At 70.1% G+C, this 15,034-nt stretch carries 13 protein-coding genes and 1 riboswitch; all 13 genes read right to left on the minus strand.

Going from position 1 to position 15,034, the window contains the following annotated elements; all coding sequences use genetic code 11:
- Positions 1 to 15 precede the first annotated feature (15 nt).
- Entirely contained in the window at positions 16 to 1,281 is a 1,266-nt protein-coding gene (gene glyA, locus NE236_RS23420) for a serine hydroxymethyltransferase (protein WP_252844230.1), read from the minus strand.
- 23 nt (positions 1,282 to 1,304) lie between these two features.
- Positions 1,305 to 1,388: riboswitch (ZMP/ZTP riboswitch) on the minus strand.
- A gap of 118 nt (positions 1,389 to 1,506) precedes the next feature.
- The gene (locus NE236_RS23425) at positions 1,507 to 1,878 is read right to left on the minus strand and encodes an RNA polymerase-binding protein RbpA (protein WP_308209143.1); all 372 of its coding nucleotides are present in this window, start codon (positions 1,876 to 1,878) and stop codon (positions 1,507 to 1,509) included.
- A gap of 73 nt (positions 1,879 to 1,951) precedes the next feature.
- Positions 1,952 to 2,194, minus strand: coding sequence for a preprotein translocase subunit SecG (gene secG, locus NE236_RS23430; RefSeq protein WP_252844231.1), 243 nt, complete (start codon positions 2,192 to 2,194; stop codon positions 1,952 to 1,954).
- Positions 2,195 to 2,322: 128 nt separating this feature from the next.
- The gene (tpiA, locus tag NE236_RS23435) at positions 2,323 to 3,123 is read right to left on the minus strand and encodes a triose-phosphate isomerase (RefSeq protein ID WP_308209144.1); all 801 of its coding nucleotides are present in this window, start codon (positions 3,121 to 3,123) and stop codon (positions 2,323 to 2,325) included.
- A 2-nt stretch (positions 3,124 to 3,125) separates the two neighbouring features.
- Positions 3,126 to 4,316 carry a phosphoglycerate kinase gene (locus NE236_RS23440; RefSeq protein WP_289850797.1) on the minus strand — a complete coding sequence of 397 codons (1,191 nt, stop codon included), beginning with the start codon at positions 4,314 to 4,316 and terminating at the stop codon, positions 3,126 to 3,128.
- Between the two features lie 142 nt (positions 4,317 to 4,458).
- On the minus strand, positions 4,459 to 5,463 hold the full coding sequence (gene gap / locus NE236_RS23445) for a type I glyceraldehyde-3-phosphate dehydrogenase (protein ID WP_252844233.1): 1,005 nt from the start codon (positions 5,461 to 5,463) through the stop codon (positions 4,459 to 4,461).
- 379 nt (positions 5,464 to 5,842) lie between these two features.
- The gene (whiA, locus tag NE236_RS23450) at positions 5,843 to 6,823 is read right to left on the minus strand and encodes a DNA-binding protein WhiA (protein WP_252844234.1); all 981 of its coding nucleotides are present in this window, start codon (positions 6,821 to 6,823) and stop codon (positions 5,843 to 5,845) included.
- Between the two features lie 33 nt (positions 6,824 to 6,856).
- Positions 6,857 to 7,834 carry a gluconeogenesis factor YvcK family protein gene (locus NE236_RS23455; protein WP_252844235.1) on the minus strand — a complete coding sequence of 326 codons (978 nt, stop codon included), beginning with the start codon at positions 7,832 to 7,834 and terminating at the stop codon, positions 6,857 to 6,859.
- A gap of 6 nt (positions 7,835 to 7,840) precedes the next feature.
- On the minus strand, positions 7,841 to 8,743 hold the full coding sequence (gene rapZ, locus NE236_RS23460) for an RNase adapter RapZ (protein ID WP_308209145.1): 903 nt from the start codon (positions 8,741 to 8,743) through the stop codon (positions 7,841 to 7,843).
- The gene (gene uvrC / locus NE236_RS23465) at positions 8,740 to 10,701 is read right to left on the minus strand and encodes an excinuclease ABC subunit UvrC (RefSeq protein ID WP_252844236.1); all 1,962 of its coding nucleotides are present in this window, start codon (positions 10,699 to 10,701) and stop codon (positions 8,740 to 8,742) included. Before uvrC ends, rapZ begins: the two co-directional genes overlap by 4 nt.
- 347 nt (positions 10,702 to 11,048) lie before the next feature.
- Positions 11,049 to 11,507: a Rieske (2Fe-2S) protein gene (locus tag NE236_RS23470; RefSeq protein ID WP_252844237.1), complete on the minus strand. Its 459-nt coding sequence runs from the start codon at positions 11,505 to 11,507 to the stop codon at positions 11,049 to 11,051.
- 65 nt (positions 11,508 to 11,572) lie between these two features.
- Positions 11,573 to 11,992, minus strand: a complete 420-nt coding sequence (locus NE236_RS23475; RefSeq protein ID WP_252844238.1) for a Rieske (2Fe-2S) protein — start codon at positions 11,990 to 11,992, stop codon at positions 11,573 to 11,575.
- Between the two features lie 176 nt (positions 11,993 to 12,168).
- Positions 12,169 to 15,009, minus strand: coding sequence for an excinuclease ABC subunit UvrA (gene uvrA, locus NE236_RS23480; RefSeq protein ID WP_252844239.1), 2,841 nt, complete (start codon positions 15,007 to 15,009; stop codon positions 12,169 to 12,171).
- Positions 15,010 to 15,034: the final 25 nt, after the last annotated feature.

The raw sequence follows: 15,034 nt of genomic DNA on the forward strand, positions 1-15,034 counted from the left end.
CCCTCACCGGTCGCGTCAGGGCGTCGCGGACCAGCCGGGCATGGGGAAGCCGGCGAGAAGCCCGCGGATCTCCGCGGCGATCTTGTCGAGGGCCGCCTCGTCGCCGGCGGCCGCGATGGCCTGGTCGATCGACGCCGCGATGAACGGCATGTCCTCCTCGGTGAGACCGCGCGTCGTGATCGCGGCGGTCCCGATCCGGATGCCCGACGGGTTCCACGGCTTGCGCGGGTCGAAGGGCACCGAGTTGAAGTTCAGCTCGATGCCGGCGCGGTCGAGCGCCTTGGCCGCCGGCTTGCCGCCGATGTCCCTCGTGGTCAGGTCGATGAGAATCAGGTGGTTGTCGGTGCCCCCGGAGACCAGGTCGAAGCCGCGCTCGGTCAGCGCGGTCGCGAGCGCCCGGGCGTTCGCGACGATCTGGCGGGCGTACGCCGTGAAGTCCTCCTGGGCGGCCTCCCTCAGCGCGACCGCGATCGCGGCGGTGGTGTGATTGTGCGGGCCGCCCTGCAGGCCGGGGAAGATCGCCTTGTCGATCGCGGTGGCGTGCTCCTCCGTCGTCATGATCATGGCGCCGCGCGGGCCCCGCAGGGTCTTGTGCGTCGTCGTGGTGATGACGTCGGCGTGCCCGACCGGGGACGGGTGCGCGCCGCCGGCGACGAGCCCGGCGATGTGCGCGATGTCCGCGACGAGGACGGCGCCCACCTCGCGGGCGATCTCGGCGAACGCCGGGAAGTCGATCGTCCGCGGGATCGCGGTGCCGCCGCAGAAGATCACCTTGGGGCGCCCCGTACGGGCGAGGTCGCGCACCTGGTCCATGTCGACCCGGCCGGTCTCGCGGCCCACGCCGTAGTGCACCGGCCGCAGCCACTTTCCGGAGATCGACACGGGCGAGCCGTGGGTGAGGTGACCGCCGTGGGCGAGCTCCAGCGACAGGAACGTGTCGCCCGGGTTCAGGAACGCCAGGTGGACGGCCAGGTTGGCGGGCGAGCCGGAGTACGGCTGGACGTTGGCGTGGGCGACGCCGAACAGCTCACGGGCGCGCGCCTGGGCCAGCTCCTCGACGGGATCGACGACCTGCTGGCCCTCGTAGTAACGCTTGCCCGGATAGCCCTCGGAGTACTTGTTGGTGAGGACGGAGCCGGTCGCCTCCAGCACAGCGGGCGACACGTAGTTCTCCGACGCGATGAGGCGGACCTTGTCGTGCTGCCGGCGAGCCTCGGCCTCGATGAGCCCGGCCAGGTCCGGGTCGGCGGCGGTGAGGTGCGGCAGGGGCGGCTGGTGCATGGGGCCTCCAGAACAGGATCGGCTCCCAGCACCCAGGCGCGCGGTGCCAGACGTCTTTCGCTCCCCGGTGGTGAACTCCACCTCATGCGCCAGTCGCGAGCCAACATCGTAACCGACGGCGACGCCGCCGGTCGGTCCGACCGACCGTACGCGAGCCGACCGCATGCGACCGGCCCGGGGCCCGCCGCGGCGGGCACCGGGCCGGTCGTGCTGCGATGTGCGGAGCTAGTTGCGGACGCGCTGCATCGCCGCCTGGATGGCGGCGCGCTCGGCGCGAAGCTTGGCGAGGGCCTCCTCGAGGATGGCCTCGCCGTCGGCGTCGCTGCGCCGCTCCTTCACGTAGGCGAGATGTGTCTTGTAGGGCTCGTTGCGCGGCGGCGCCGGCGGGTTCTCCGGGTCCTTACCGGCGGGGAACCCGCACCGGGGGCAGTCCCACGTGTCGGGAACCGCGACGTCGGTCGCGAAACTCGGCCGGGACTCATGCCGGTTCGCGCAGTAGAAGGTCACCCACACGCGCGGGGCCGCTTCACCACGCTCGGCCTCTCCCATCGGGCCGGCACCGACTCGGCTGCCTCGAATAGCGTTGCCACTACCCACGGACTACTCCTCGCTTCCTTTGCCGCCGCGGCGAGGGGCGGCGGCCGTCAACACACTGCGGGTCTTGCCGCACTCAGCCGTGGTGGCCGTGCTTGAGCAGCAGACCCAGCGCGATGATCGACACGAACCAGATCACGCCCGTGCCGATCGTGAGTCGGTCGAGATTCCGCTCGACCACGGACGACCCGCCGAGCGACGAGCTGATGCCGCCGCCGAACAGATCCGACAGTCCACCGCCCTTGCCCTTGTGCAGGAGGACGAGCAGTACCATCAGCGCGCTCGTGATGATGAGCACGATGGAAGTTCCGATGATCACAGCAGTCAGCGCTTTCGTGATTCACCCCGCTGCTCGCGGGGCATGTTCGCGTATTCAGGTCATCCGCTACCGAGGGTACGACGTTCTACCGCGTGGTTCAGCAGAAACGCGCAGTCCGATGCCCAAGATCACACCGGTAGCTCGCGATACCTGCAGATCTTGACGAACTCCCCCGCGTCCAGGCTCGCTCCTCCGACGAGTGCTCCGTCGATGTCCGACTTCGCCATGATGCCAGCGATGTTGTCACCTTTGACGGAGCCCCCGTAGAGCACGCGGACCTGATCGGCGAGATCTCCACTGTACAGCTCGGCCAGGCGCGTGCGGATCGCGCCGCACACCTCCTGCGCGTCTTCCGGCGTCGCGACCTCGCCGGTGCCGATGGCCCACACCGGCTCGTAGGCGATCACGATCCGCTGTGCCTGCTCGGCCGGAACCTTCCGCAGGCCGCCCTCGACCTGGGAGAGCGTGTGGGACAGGTGCTCGCCCGCCTTGCGGACCTCCAGGCCCTCGCCCACGCACAGGATCGGCGTCAGGTCGTGCTTGAAGGCCTGCTTCACCTTGGCATTGACGAGCGCGTCGTCCTCCTGGTGGTACTGACGGCGCTCGGAATGCCCGGCCAGGACGTACGTGCAGCCGAGCTTGGCGAGCATCGGCGCGGAGATCTCGCCGGTGTAGGCGCCCTTCTCGTGGGCGGAGACGTCCTGTGCGCCGTACGTCAGCTGGAGCTTGTCGGCGTCGACCAGCATCTGCATGCTGCGGAGGAAGGTGAACGGCGGCAGGAGCGCGGCGTCCACCGCCTCGTAGTCGGCCTCCCTGAGGCCGAAGGCGATCTTCTGGACGTGCGCGATGCCCTCGAAGTGCGTGAGGTTCATCTTCCAGTTGCCGGCGATCAGCGGCTTCCGGACCAGGGGTGCGGACTTCGGGGCCACGATCAGTCCTCCAGGACGGCAAGGCCGGGCAGCGTCTTACCCTCGAGGTACTCGAGGCTCGCGCCGCCACCGGTCGAGATATGGGAGAAGCCGCCCTCGGGGAGGCCCAGCTTGCGCACGGCCGCGGCCGAGTCGCCGCCGCCGACGACGGTGAACGCCTCCGACGCGATCAGCGCCTCGGCCACCGCGCGGGTGCCACCGGCGAAGGCGTCGAACTCGAACACGCCCATCGGGCCGTTCCAGAAGACGGTGGCCGCGTCGGCGAGCTTGCTCGCGAACAGCTCGCGCGTGCGCGGGCCGATGTCCAGGCCCTCGCGGTCGGCGGGGATGGCGGTCGCGTCGACGACGTCGTGGGGCGCGTCGGGGGCGAACTCGGTCGCCGCCAGGATGTCGACCGGCAGAACCAGGTCGACGTCGCGCTTGCGCGCCTCCTCGATGAAGCCGCGGACCTGGTCGAGCTGGTCCTCCTGGAGCAGCGACCGGCCGACCTCGTGACCCTGGGCCTTGAGGAAGGTGTAGGCCATGCCGCCGCCGATGATCAGCCGGTCGACCTTGCCGAGGAGGTTGGCGATGACGCCGAGCTTGTCGGAGACCTTCGCGCCGCCCAGCACGACGACGTACGGACGGGCGGGGTCGCCGGTGAGCCGGCGCAGGACCTCGACCTCGGCGACGATGAGGCCGCCGGCCGCGTGCGGGAGCCGCTGCGGCACGTCGTACACGCTGGCGTGCTTGCGGTGCACGGCGCCGAACCCGTCGCCGACGTAGAGCTCGGCGAATGCGGCGAGGCGGTCGGCGAAGTCACCGCGCTCGGCGTCGTCCTTGCTCGTCTCGCCCGGCTCGAAGCGGAGGTTCTCCAGGAGGGCGACCTCGCCGTCCTGGAGCGCGTCGACGGTCGCCTGCGCGGAGTTGCCGACGGTGTCGGTGGCGAAGCGGACCTCGCGGCCCAGCAGCTCGCCCAGCCGCTTCGCGACGGGCGCGAGGGAGAACTCCGGCTTCGCCTGCCCCTTGGGGCGGCCAAGGTGGGCGCAGACGATGACGCGCGCGCCCTTGCCGGCGAGTTCGGTGATGGTCGGGACGCTGGCCCGGATCCGGCCGTCGTCCCCGATCACGCCGTCCTGCAGGGGGACGTTGAGGTCCGAGCGGACCAGCACCCGCCTGCCGTGTACGTCGCCGAGATCGTCGATCGCGGACATGCTCATTGATCGCGCTCCTGGTCGTGTCGGAACGAGCGCAGCAGGCCGGCTGCCTGCTGCGCTCGTTCGTGGGCTCGCCGTTCGGCGGCTCCGGGCCCGGCCGCCCACCGCGTCGGCGGGCGGCCGCGGGCCCATGGCTCCGTCAGAGCCGCGAGCCCACCAGCTTCGTGATGTCGACGAGGCGGTTGGAGTAGCCCCACTCGTTGTCGTACCAGCCGACGACCTTGACCTGGTCACCGATCACCTTGGTGAGCCCGGAGTCGAAGATGCACGACGCCGGGTCGGTGACGATGTCGGAGGAGACGATCGGGTCCTCGGTGTAGGTGAGGATGCCGCGCATCGGGCCCTCGGCGGCCTCGCGCAGCGCCGCGTTGACTTCCTCGACGCTGGTCTCGCGGCCGACCGTGACGGTGAGGTCGGTCGCCGAGCCGGTCGGCACCGGGACGCGCAGCGCGTAGCCGTCGAGCTTGCCCTTCAGCGCCGGCAGGACGAGGCCGATGGCCTTGGCGGCCCCGGTGCTGGTCGGGACGATGTTGATGGCGGCGGCGCGGGCGCGGCGGAGGTCCTTGTGCGGGCCGTCCTGGAGGTTCTGGTCCTGGGTGTAGGCGTGGATCGTGGTCATCAGACCACGCTCGATGCCGAAGGTGTCGTTGATGACCTTCGCCATCGGGCCCAGGCAGTTGGTGGTGCAGGACGCGTTGGAGATGACGGTGTGCAGCTCCGGGTCGTAGGCGTCGTCGTTCACGCCCATGACGATCGTGACGTCCTCGTTCTTGGCCGGCGCGGAGATGATGACCTTCTTCGCGCCGTTCTCAACGTGCACCTTCGCCTTGTTGGCGTCGGTGAACAGGCCGGTCGACTCGATGACGACGTCGACGCCCAGGTCACCCCACGGCAGGTTGGCCGGGTCGCGCTCGGCGAAGGCCTTGATGGACTTGCCGCCCACGGTGATCTCGTCCGCGCCGGCCTTCACCTCCTCGGGAAGCCGGCCGAGGATGCTGTCGTACTTGAGCAGGTGAGCGAGCGTGGCGTTGTCGGTGAGGTCGTTGACCGCCACGATCTCGACATCGCCACCGGCGGCGTTCAGCGCTCGCCAGAAGTTGCGGCCGATGCGGCCGAAGCCGTTAACGCCAACCCGGATGGTCACGGCACCGATCTCCTCATGCTTCGTCCCCGGAGGTGCCGGGGGCCTGTGAACCTGATGTGTGCTCTCATGGTCGACCCTACCGAACCCGGTGTGATGCGACTGTAACCACCGGGCGGAAGCGACCGGTCCGCCGCCCTGCCGGGAGCCAACATCCGAATGGCGGGCGGCGGACCAGGGCCAGCGTAATTGGTCTAGACCTAATGGTCTAGACCAAATCGATACAGAACCGGGCTTTTGTACCCCTCGGCCTCGTCATGGACGGCGGCGATCACCGCCTGGAGCCGGTACGGCCCGAGCCCCCGGGTGCGCGGCAGCGTCGCGGTGATCAGCGCGACGCCCTCGGCGATGAGGTCCCGGTCCCGGCCGTTCGGCGAACGGATCAGGGGGCGAGCATGTCGGCGGTGACGTTCGCCTCGGTCCCGGCGATGCCCTGGTCCATCGCGCGCTTGTCGGCCATGGCCAGCAGACGCCGGATCCGGCCCGCGATGGCGTCCTTGGTCAGCGCGGGTTCGGCGAGCTGGCCGAGCTCCTCCAGCGACGCCTGCTTGTGCTCCAGCCGCAGCCGCCCGGCGGCGACGAGGTGCTCGGGCGCGTCGTCGGCGAGGATCTCCAGGGCGCGTGCGACCCGGGCGCCGGCCGCGACCGCGGCCCGTGCGGAGCGCCGGAGGTTCGCGTCGTCGAAGTTGGCCAGGCGGTTCGCGGTCGCGCGTACCTCACGGCGCATGCGGCGCTCCTCCCACGCGAGCACCGAGTCGTGCGCGCCGAGCCGGGTCAGCAGCGCCGAGATCGCGTCACCGTCGCGGACGACCACGCGGTCCACGCCCCGCACCTCGCGTGCCTTGGCGTGGATCCTCAGCCGCCGGGCCGCGCCGACCAGGGCCAGGGCCGCCTCCGGCCCGGGGCAGGTCACCTCGAGGGACATCGACCGGCCGGGCTCCGTCAGCGATCCGTGCGCCAGGAACGCCCCGCGCCACGCCGACTCGGCGTCGCAGGCCGCACCCGCGACGACGTGCCGCGGCAGGCCCCGGACCGGGCGGCCGTTGTTGTCGATCAGACCGGTCTGGCGGGCCAGGGACTCACCGTCGCGGAACACCCGCACGACGTACCGGTTGCCCTTGCGCAGGCCGCTCGGTGCCAGCACCACCACGTCGGAGCTGTGACCGAAGACCTCTGCGAGGTCCTTGCGCAGGCGTCGCGCTGCGGCTCCGGTGTCGAGCTCCGCCTCGATCACGATGCGCCCGCTGACAATGTGCAGGCCTCCGGCGAAGCGCAGCAGCGTCGACACCTCGGACTTGCGGCAGCACGGCTTCATGACGGACAGCCTGCTCAGCTCGTCCTTCACCACGCCGGTCATCGCCATGGATGTGATCCTCCCCCTGTAGCCATCATCCCGTCAGGGCAGTCTCGCCGAATCTTGCCGGGGGCAGTGGCCGCTGACAAAGATCTGTGCGAACGCTTGGGCCAACCGTGCCGGATCATGCCGTGGAGATCCATCTCCGGCCGCGACGTCGGCTAGCGCGAGCGTTCCACCGAGGGTACGAGCCGCTTTTTCAAGAACATCGCGCTCTTCGACGACATTCCGGTCTGCGAGGACGACGTCGACCCGCAGATCGGGGGCGTGCGCCCGCAGCACCTCCAGGTGCCGCTGCGGCGAGAAGTCGTCGGTCTCGCCGGGCTGGGGTTCGAGGTTGAGCGCGACGACCCGCCGGGCTGGCGTGCGCAGCAGCGCGCCGGCCAGCTCCGGCACCTTCAGGTGAGGCAGCACACTGGTGAACCAGGAGCCGGGCCCGAAGACGACCCAGTCGGCCTCCTCGATCGCGCGCAGCGCGTCCGGAGACGCGGGCGGGTCCGGCGGGACCAGCGAGACGCTGAGCACCTGCCCCGGCGTCTTGGCGCAGGCCACCTGTCCCTGCACGTGGGTGATGTCCTGCGGCCGCTCCGGGTCGGCCCCCCGGACCTCCGCGACGATGTCCAGGGGGACGGACGCCATGGGCAGCACCCGGCCCTCCGCGCCCAGCAGCCGCCCCATCCAGTCAAGGCCGGCGACCGGATCGTCGAGCAGCTCCCACAGCGCCACCATCAGCAGGTTGCCGACGGCGTGCCCGTGCAGTTCGCCCTGACTGCGGAAGCGGTGCTGGACGACCTCGCTCCACGTGCGTCCCCAGTCGTCGTCGCGGCAGAGCGCGGCCAGGGCCATGCGCAAGTCGCCGGGTGGCAGGACGCCGAGCTCCCGGCGCAATCGGCCGCTCGATCCGCCGTCGTCGGCGACGGTGACGACGGCCGTCAGCCGATCGGTGACCTGACGCAGCGCGGACAGCGAGGCGAACAATCCGTGCCCTCCGCCGAGGGCGACGACCTTGGGGGAAGTCACGTGCGGTTATTCCCGTCCCAGATCCCGGTGGACGACCCTTACCTCGAGCCCCTCGTCGCCCAGCCGGGCGCCGAACTGCTCGGCCATCGCGACGCTGCGGTGTTTCCCGCCGGTACAGCCGACGGCGAGGGTCACGTAGTGCTTGCCCTCGCGTTCGTACCCCTCCGCCAGCAGCCGCAGCACCTCGGTGTAGGCGTCGAGGAACTCCTTGGCCCCCGGCCGGGACAGCACGTAGTCGCGTACCGCCGCGTCCCGTCCGTTCTGCGGGCGCAGCTCGGGGATCCAGTGCGGGTTCGGCAGGAACCGGCAGTCGACGACCAGATCCGCGTCGACGGGCAGACCGTACTTGTAGCCGAACGAGACGACGGTCGCGCGCAGGCTCGACTCCCCCGCCTCGCCGCCGAAGAACTCGACGATCTTGGCGCGCAGCTCATGGACGTTCAGCGCGCTGCTGTCGAGGACGAGATCGGCCTCGGCGCGGACGTCGCGCAGCAGTTCGCGCTCCCGGGCGATGCCGTCGACGATCCGGCCGTCCCCCTGCAGCGGGTGCGGCCGGCGTACGCTCTCGAAGCGGCGGACGAGGACGTCGTCGGACGCCTCGAGGAAGACCACCCGCGGGTGCGCGCCGCGCGCCTCCAGGTCGTCGAAGGCCGACTGCAGGTCGGTGGTGAAGGCACGGCTGCGCACGTCGACGACGACCGCGATGCGCGGCACCGCCCCCTGACCCCGCTCGGCCAGGTCGGCCATCGTGGCCAGCAGGCCGGGCGGCAGGTTGTCGACCACGAACCAGTCCAGGTCCTCCAGCGACTTGGCGGCCGTGCTGCGCCCGGCACCCGACATGCCGGTGATGATCACTATGTCGGGCACCTGTGGAGTGCCCGTGAGGTTCGCCCCTGTCGTGTGATTCACGTCCTGTCTCCCCCGTCCTGGGCGCCTGACGCCGCCCCGTCCTGGGCGTGCAGCGCCGCGATGATGTTCTCAGCCGTGCGGCGTCCGATGCCAGGAACCTCGGCGATCTGGTCGGGGCCGGCCTCCTTGAGCAGCTTCACCGACCCGAAGTGCTTGATCAGGGCCTTGCGGCGGCCGGGCCCCAGGCCCGGGACGTCGTCGAGCTCACTGACGAGCATGCCCTTGCTGCGCTTGGTCCGGTGGTACCGGATGGCGAAGTCGTGCGCCTGGTCGCGCAGCCGCTGCGCGAGGTACATCGCCTCGCTGTTGCGCGGCAGGATGACCGGGTCCTCCTCGCCGGGCAGCCAGATCTCCTCCAGGCGCTTGGCGATGCCGCACACGTCGACGTCGTCGATGCCGAGCTCGTCGAGGGCCCGCTGGGCGGCCGCGACCTGCGGCTGGCCGCCGTCGACGACGACGAGGTTGGGCGGATAGGCGAACTTGCGGGGCCGGCCGGTCTCCGGATCGATCGGCCCGGCGGCCTCCGGCTCGCCCAGGACGTCCAGCTCGCCGGTCTTCTCGGTCTCCTCGAGGTAGCGCTTGAAGCGGCGGCGGATCACCTCGTGGATCGAGCGGACGTCGTCCTGGCCCTCGACCGTCTTGATGGAGAACCGCCGGTATTCGCCCTTCCGGGGCAGGCCGTCCTCGAAGACGACCATGGACGCGACGACGTGGGTGCCCTGGAGGTTGGAGACGTCGTAGCACTCCATGCGCAACGGCGCCTGGTCGAGGTCCAGGGCGTCCTGGATCTCCTGCAGGCCCTTGCTGCGGGTCGTCAGGTCGGTCGCCCGGCGCGTCTTGTGCTGCTTGAAGGTCTCGACGGCGTTGCGCTCGACCGTCTCCATCAGCGTCTTCTTGTCGCCACGCTGGGGCACGCGCAGGTCCACCCGGCCGCCGCGGTGCTCGGCGAGCAGCTCCACGACCGCGTCGGTGTCGGGCGGCAGCGCGGGCACCAGGATCTCCCGGGGCACCGCCTCGGCGGCGGTCTCGCCGTACATCTGCAGCAGGAACTGCTCGACGAGCTCGCCCGTCGTGACGTCCTCGACCTTGTCGACCACCCAGCCGCGCTGACCGCGGATGCGGCCGCCGCGGACGTAGAAGACCTGCGCGGCGGCCTCGAGCTCGTCGTCGGCGAAGGCGATCACGTCGCAGTCGGTCGTGTCGCCCAGCACCACCGACTGCTTCTCCAGCGCGCGCTGGAGGGCACGGATGTCGTCGCGCAGCCGGGCCGCCCGCTCGTACTCCTGGTCGGCCGCGGCTGCCTTCATGTCCTTCTCGAGCGCCTTGATGAACCGCGCGGTGTCGCCCGCCATGAAGGCGCAGAAGTCCTCGGCGAGCTCCCGGTGTCCCTGCTCGGTGACCCGGCCGACGCAGGGCGCCGAGCACTTGCCGATGTCGCCGAGCAGGCACGGGCGGCCCATCCGGCGCTGCCGCTGGAAGACCCCGGCCGAGCAGGTGCGCACGGGGAACACCCGCAGCAGCTGGTCGACGGTCTCGCGGATCGCCCACGCGTGGGAGTAGGGCCCGAAGTAGCGGACGCCCTTCTTCTTCGCGCCGCGCATGACCTGTACGCGCGGGACGTCCTCGTGCATCGTGACCGCGAGGTAGGGATAGGACTTGTCGTCGCGGTACTTCACGTTGAACCGCGGGTCGAACTCCTTGATCCAGGAGTACTCCAGCTGCAGCGCCTCGACCTCGGTGCCCACCACCGTCCAGTCGACGCCCGTGGCGGTCTGCAGCATCGTCTGGGTGCGCGGATGCAGCCCCGCGAAGTCGGCGAAGTAGGAGCTCAGCCGGGAGCGCAGGTTCTTCGCCTTGCCCACGTAGATGACCCGGCCGGTCCCGTCGCGGAATCGGTAGACCCCGGGCGATTCAGGTATGGAGCCGGGCGCGGGCCGGTAGGTCGCCGGATCTGCCACGCCGTAAGCCTAGTGCCGCCGCGCGGCGGGTCGCTTCAGTGGTGATATGGGGTGATACGAGTCACCTGTGGATTCTGCCGATTTGCGGAAAGAACGGCGGTGGACGCTCACGTACGTCGTGATGCGGCTGTGGAACGAACGCCGCTTCGTGCTCCCCGTGTCGTACTTCGCGCAAAACTCCTTCGAGAACTGGACCCGGCACACCTCCCGGGTCATCGGCACGGTCCTGTTGCACGTCCGGCCGTCCCGCGCGGCGGGCGGGTGGTCCCGCCCGCCGCGAGCGGAAGGTACGCGGAGCCCGATCCCGACCAAGCCTCCAGGGTCGTCGCTCCGCCCGTGCTCGGCCGTCAGGCGAGTTTGATCTCGCCGTTCTCCACCTTCACGGACTTGCGCGACAGCGGCTGCGACGCCGGGCCGTTGGCGACGGAGCCGTCGCCGATCTTGAACTTGCTGCCGTGGCACGGGCAGTTGATGGTGCCGCCGGACACCGAGCCGACCGTGCAGCCACGGTGAGTGCAGACCGCGCTGAACGCCGTGAACTCGCCCTGCTTCGGCTGGGTGACGACGACCTTCTGATCCTTGAAGATCTTTCCGCCGCCCACCGGGATGTCGGCGGCCTTGCCCAGACCGACGCCGTCGGTGACGGAGCCTCCGGAGTCGTCGCCGGATTTGCCACAGGCGGCCAGTGTTCCGGCGACACCGACCAGGCCGACGCCGAGTAGCATTCCGCGGCGCGTCGGCGGCGCCTCGGGGCCGGTCTCGGGGTCCGTGGCGTCGGCCGGGCCGGCCGGGGGATCGAACGACATGGGGTCCTCCTCGTGTTCGGGCCTACATCCGGGTTTCACGGAGGAGCGATCCGTTCGGTTCAACGCTACGCGACAGTGATGCCGTCTCCCTGCAGCCGTACGGTGAACTCCTGCAGCGGCGCCCCGGCCGGTCCCTGCTTGACCGATCCGTCGGTCGCGTCGAACTCGCTGCCGTGACAGGGGCAGGTGATGACGCCGTCCTCGGGGCTTCCCACGGTGCATCCCTGATGGGTGCACGTGGCGCTGAACGCCTTGAACGTCCCCTGCGACGGCTGCGCCACGACGATCTTCCACTTGTCGAGGACCTTGCCGCCGCCGACGGGGATCTCCCCGGTCCGCGCGATCACCTTGCCCTTGATCGCCGGAGGCACGATGGCCTTCGCCGACCGCGTCCCGCACGCGCCGAGGCCGAGCACCCCCGCGCCCGCCAGCGTCGCCGTTCCCAGCAGCCGCCGCCGGGAGCAGCCCACCGCTTCCTCTGTCATCAGGCTCCCCGAGATCATCTACTACACGCTGTAGTACATCTGCGAGTCATGTTATCGCCCGGTTCGCGGCACGGTGACCCGCGCCCACGCGGAGGCGAGATCCGCCTGTGACAACGACGTCCCACAGGGCGGATCGACCGTCCCCAGGGACTCCGGCGCCGCGCCGCGCGGGCCCGTCAGCCGCCGAGGATCTTGGTGAGGAACTGGCCCGTGTGGCTCGCCTGGATCTTCGCGATGTCCTCCGGGGTGCCGGAGGCGACGACGGTGCCGCCGCGCGAGCCGCCCTCCGGGCCCATGTCGATGATCCAGTCGGCGGTCTTGACGACGTCGAGGTTGTGCTCGATCACGATGACCGTGTTGCCCTTCTCGACGAGGCCGTTCAGCACGCCGAGGAGCTTGCGGATGTCCTCGAAGTGCAGGCCGGTCGTGGGCTCGTCGAGCACGTAGATCGTGCGCCCGGTGGAGCGCCGCTGCAGTTCGGAGGCGAGCTTGACCCGCTGCGCCTCGCCACCGGACAGCGTCGGCGCGGGCTGGCCGAGCCGGACGTAGCCGAGACCGACGTCGTTGAGCGTCTGGAGATGGCGGCGGATCGCCGGGATGGCCTCGAAGAACTCCAGGCCCTCCTCGATCGGCATGTCGAGGACCTCGGAGATCGTCTTGCCCTTGTAATGGACCTCCAGGGTCTCCCGGTTGTAGCGGGCGCCGTGACAGACCTCACAGGGGACGTACACGTCGGGCAGGAACTGCATCTCGATCTTGAGGGTGCCGTCACCGGAGCACGCCTCGCAGCGGCCGCCCTTGACGTTGAAGGAGAACCGGCCGGGTTGGTAGCCGCGCACCTTCGCCTCGGCGGTCGCCGCGAACAGCTTACGGACGTGGTCGAACACGCCCGTGTAGGTGGCCGGGTTCGACCGCGGGGTGCGGCCGATCGGCGACTGGTCGACGTGGACGACCTTGTCGAGCTGGTCGACCCCGTTGATTCGCTTGTGCCGGCCGGGCACGGTGCGGGCGCCGTGGAGCTGCTTGGCCAGCGAGGTGTAGAGGATGTCGTTGACCAGCGTCGACTTGCCGGACCCCGACACGCCCGTGACGGCGGTGAAGACGCCGAGCGGGAACGCGACGTCGATGTCGCGCAGGTTGTGCTCGCGGGCCCCCTTGACGACCAGCTCACGCCCGCGCTGGCGCTTGCGGCGGCTCGCCGGGACCGGGATCTCCCTCCGGCCGGAGATGTACGCCCCGGTCATCGAGGCCTCGTGGGCCAGGAGCTCCTCGACCGGGCCGCTGACGACGACCTGACCGCCGTGCTCGCCCGCGCCCGGGCCGATGTCGACGACCCAGTCGGCGGCCCGGATGGTGTCCTCGTCGTGCTCGACGACGATGAGGGTGTTGCCGATGTCGCGCAGCCGGATCAGCGTCTCCAGCAGGCGGTGGTTGTCGCGCTGGTGCAGGCCGATCGACGGCTCGTCCAGGACGTACAGCACGCCCACCAGCCCGGAGCCGATCTGGGTGGCCAGGCGGATGCGCTGCGCCTCGCCGCCGGCGAGGGTCGCCGATGCGCGGTCGAGGCTGAGGTAGTCGAGGCCGACGTCGAGCAGGAAGCCGAGCCGGGCGTTGATCTCCTTGAGCACCGCCTCGGCGATGTGCTTCTCCCGCTCGCTCAGCTCCATGTTGAGCAGGAACTTCGCGCACTCCCCGATCGGCATCGCGGCCACGTCGGCGATCGACCGGTCGTTGACCGTGACGGCGAGCACGACCGGCTTGAGCCGTTTGCCCTCACACGATGGGCACGGGATCTCCCGCATGTAGCCCTCGAACCGCTCCCGGCTCGAGTCGCTCTCCGCCTCGGAGTGCCGCCGCTGAATGTACGGGATCACGCCCTCGTACGTCGTGTAGTAGGACCGCAGCCGGCCGTACCGGTTGCGGTAGCTCACGTGCACCTGCGTGTCGTGGCCCTGCAGGATCGCCTTGCGCGCCTTGGCCGGGAGCTTCTCCCAGGGCGTGTCGAGGTCGAAGCCCATCGCGTCGCCGAGCGCGCCGAGCAGTCGCAGGAAGTAGTCGCTGATGTGGCCGTTCGACCAGGGCGAGATCGCCCCCTCGCCGAGGGTCTTCTCCGGGTCGGGCACGAGCAGCTCCGGGTCGACCTCCATGCGGGTGCCGAGGCCGGTGCAGTCGGGGCAGGCGCCGTACGGGGAGTTGAACGAGAAGGATCGCGGCTCGAGCTCATCGAACGACAGGTCGTCGTAGGGGCAGTAGAGGTGCTCGGAGAACATCCGCTCGCGCTGCTCGTCGTCCTCGGGAAGGTCGACGAAGTCCAGGATGACCGTGCCCCCGGTGAGCCCGAGCGCCGTCTCGATCGAGTCGGCGAGCCGGCGACGGGCGCCCTCCTTGACGCTCAGCCGGTCGACGACGACCTCGATGTCGTGCTTCTCGTACTTCTTGAGTTTGGGGGCCTCGTCGAGGCGTACGAGGTTGCCGTCGACGCGGGCGCGGGAGAAGCCCTTCGTCTGCATCTCGCGGAACAGCTCGGCGTATTCGCCCTTGCGGCCGCGGATCACCGGGGCGAGCACCTGGAACCGGGTGCCCTCGTCGAACTCCAGCACCCGGTCGACGATCTGCTGGGGCGTCTGCTTGGAGATCGGCCGGCCGCAGATCGGGCAGTGCGGATGGCCGATGCGGGCCCAGAGCAGACGGAGGTAGTCGTAGACCTCGGTGATGGTGCCGACCGTCGAACGCGGATTCTTCGAGGTCGACTTCTGGTCGATCGAGACCGCCGGGGACAGGCCCTCGATGAAGTCGACGTCGGGCTTGTCCATCTGGCCGAGGAACTGACGCGCGTACGCCGACAGGGACTCGACGTAGCGGCGCTGGCCTTCCGCGAAGATCGTGTCGAACGCCAGGCTCGACTTCCCGGAACCGGACATGCCGGTGAACACGATCAGCGCGTCGCGCGGAAGGTCGAGTGAGACGTCTTTGAGGTTGTGTTCACGCGCTCCGCGCACGATGAGACGGTCAGCCACGGCGTATCCGGTATCCCCTAGAGCC

It is taken from the genome of Actinoallomurus purpureus (assembly GCF_024055795.1).
In the GTDB taxonomy this organism is placed as follows: Bacteria; Actinomycetota; Actinomycetes; order Streptosporangiales; family Streptosporangiaceae; genus Actinoallomurus; species Actinoallomurus purpureus.

Excerpts from the sequence above, each read along its gene's own strand:
- whiA (WP_252844234.1), bottom strand. The coding sequence starts at position 6,823 with ATGGCGATGACCGGCGTGGTGAAGGACGAGCTGAGCAGGCTGTCCGTC.
- NE236_RS23440 (WP_289850797.1), bottom strand. The coding sequence starts at position 4,316 with ATGTCCGCGATCGACGATCTCGGCGACGTACACGGCAGGCGGGTGCTG.
- glyA (WP_252844230.1), bottom strand. The coding sequence starts at position 1,281 with ATGCACCAGCCGCCCCTGCCGCACCTCACCGCCGCCGACCCGGACCTG.
- NE236_RS23475 (WP_252844238.1), bottom strand. The coding sequence starts at position 11,992 with ATGACAGAGGAAGCGGTGGGCTGCTCCCGGCGGCGGCTGCTGGGAACG.
- NE236_RS23470 (WP_252844237.1), bottom strand. The coding sequence starts at position 11,507 with ATGTCGTTCGATCCCCCGGCCGGCCCGGCCGACGCCACGGACCCCGAG.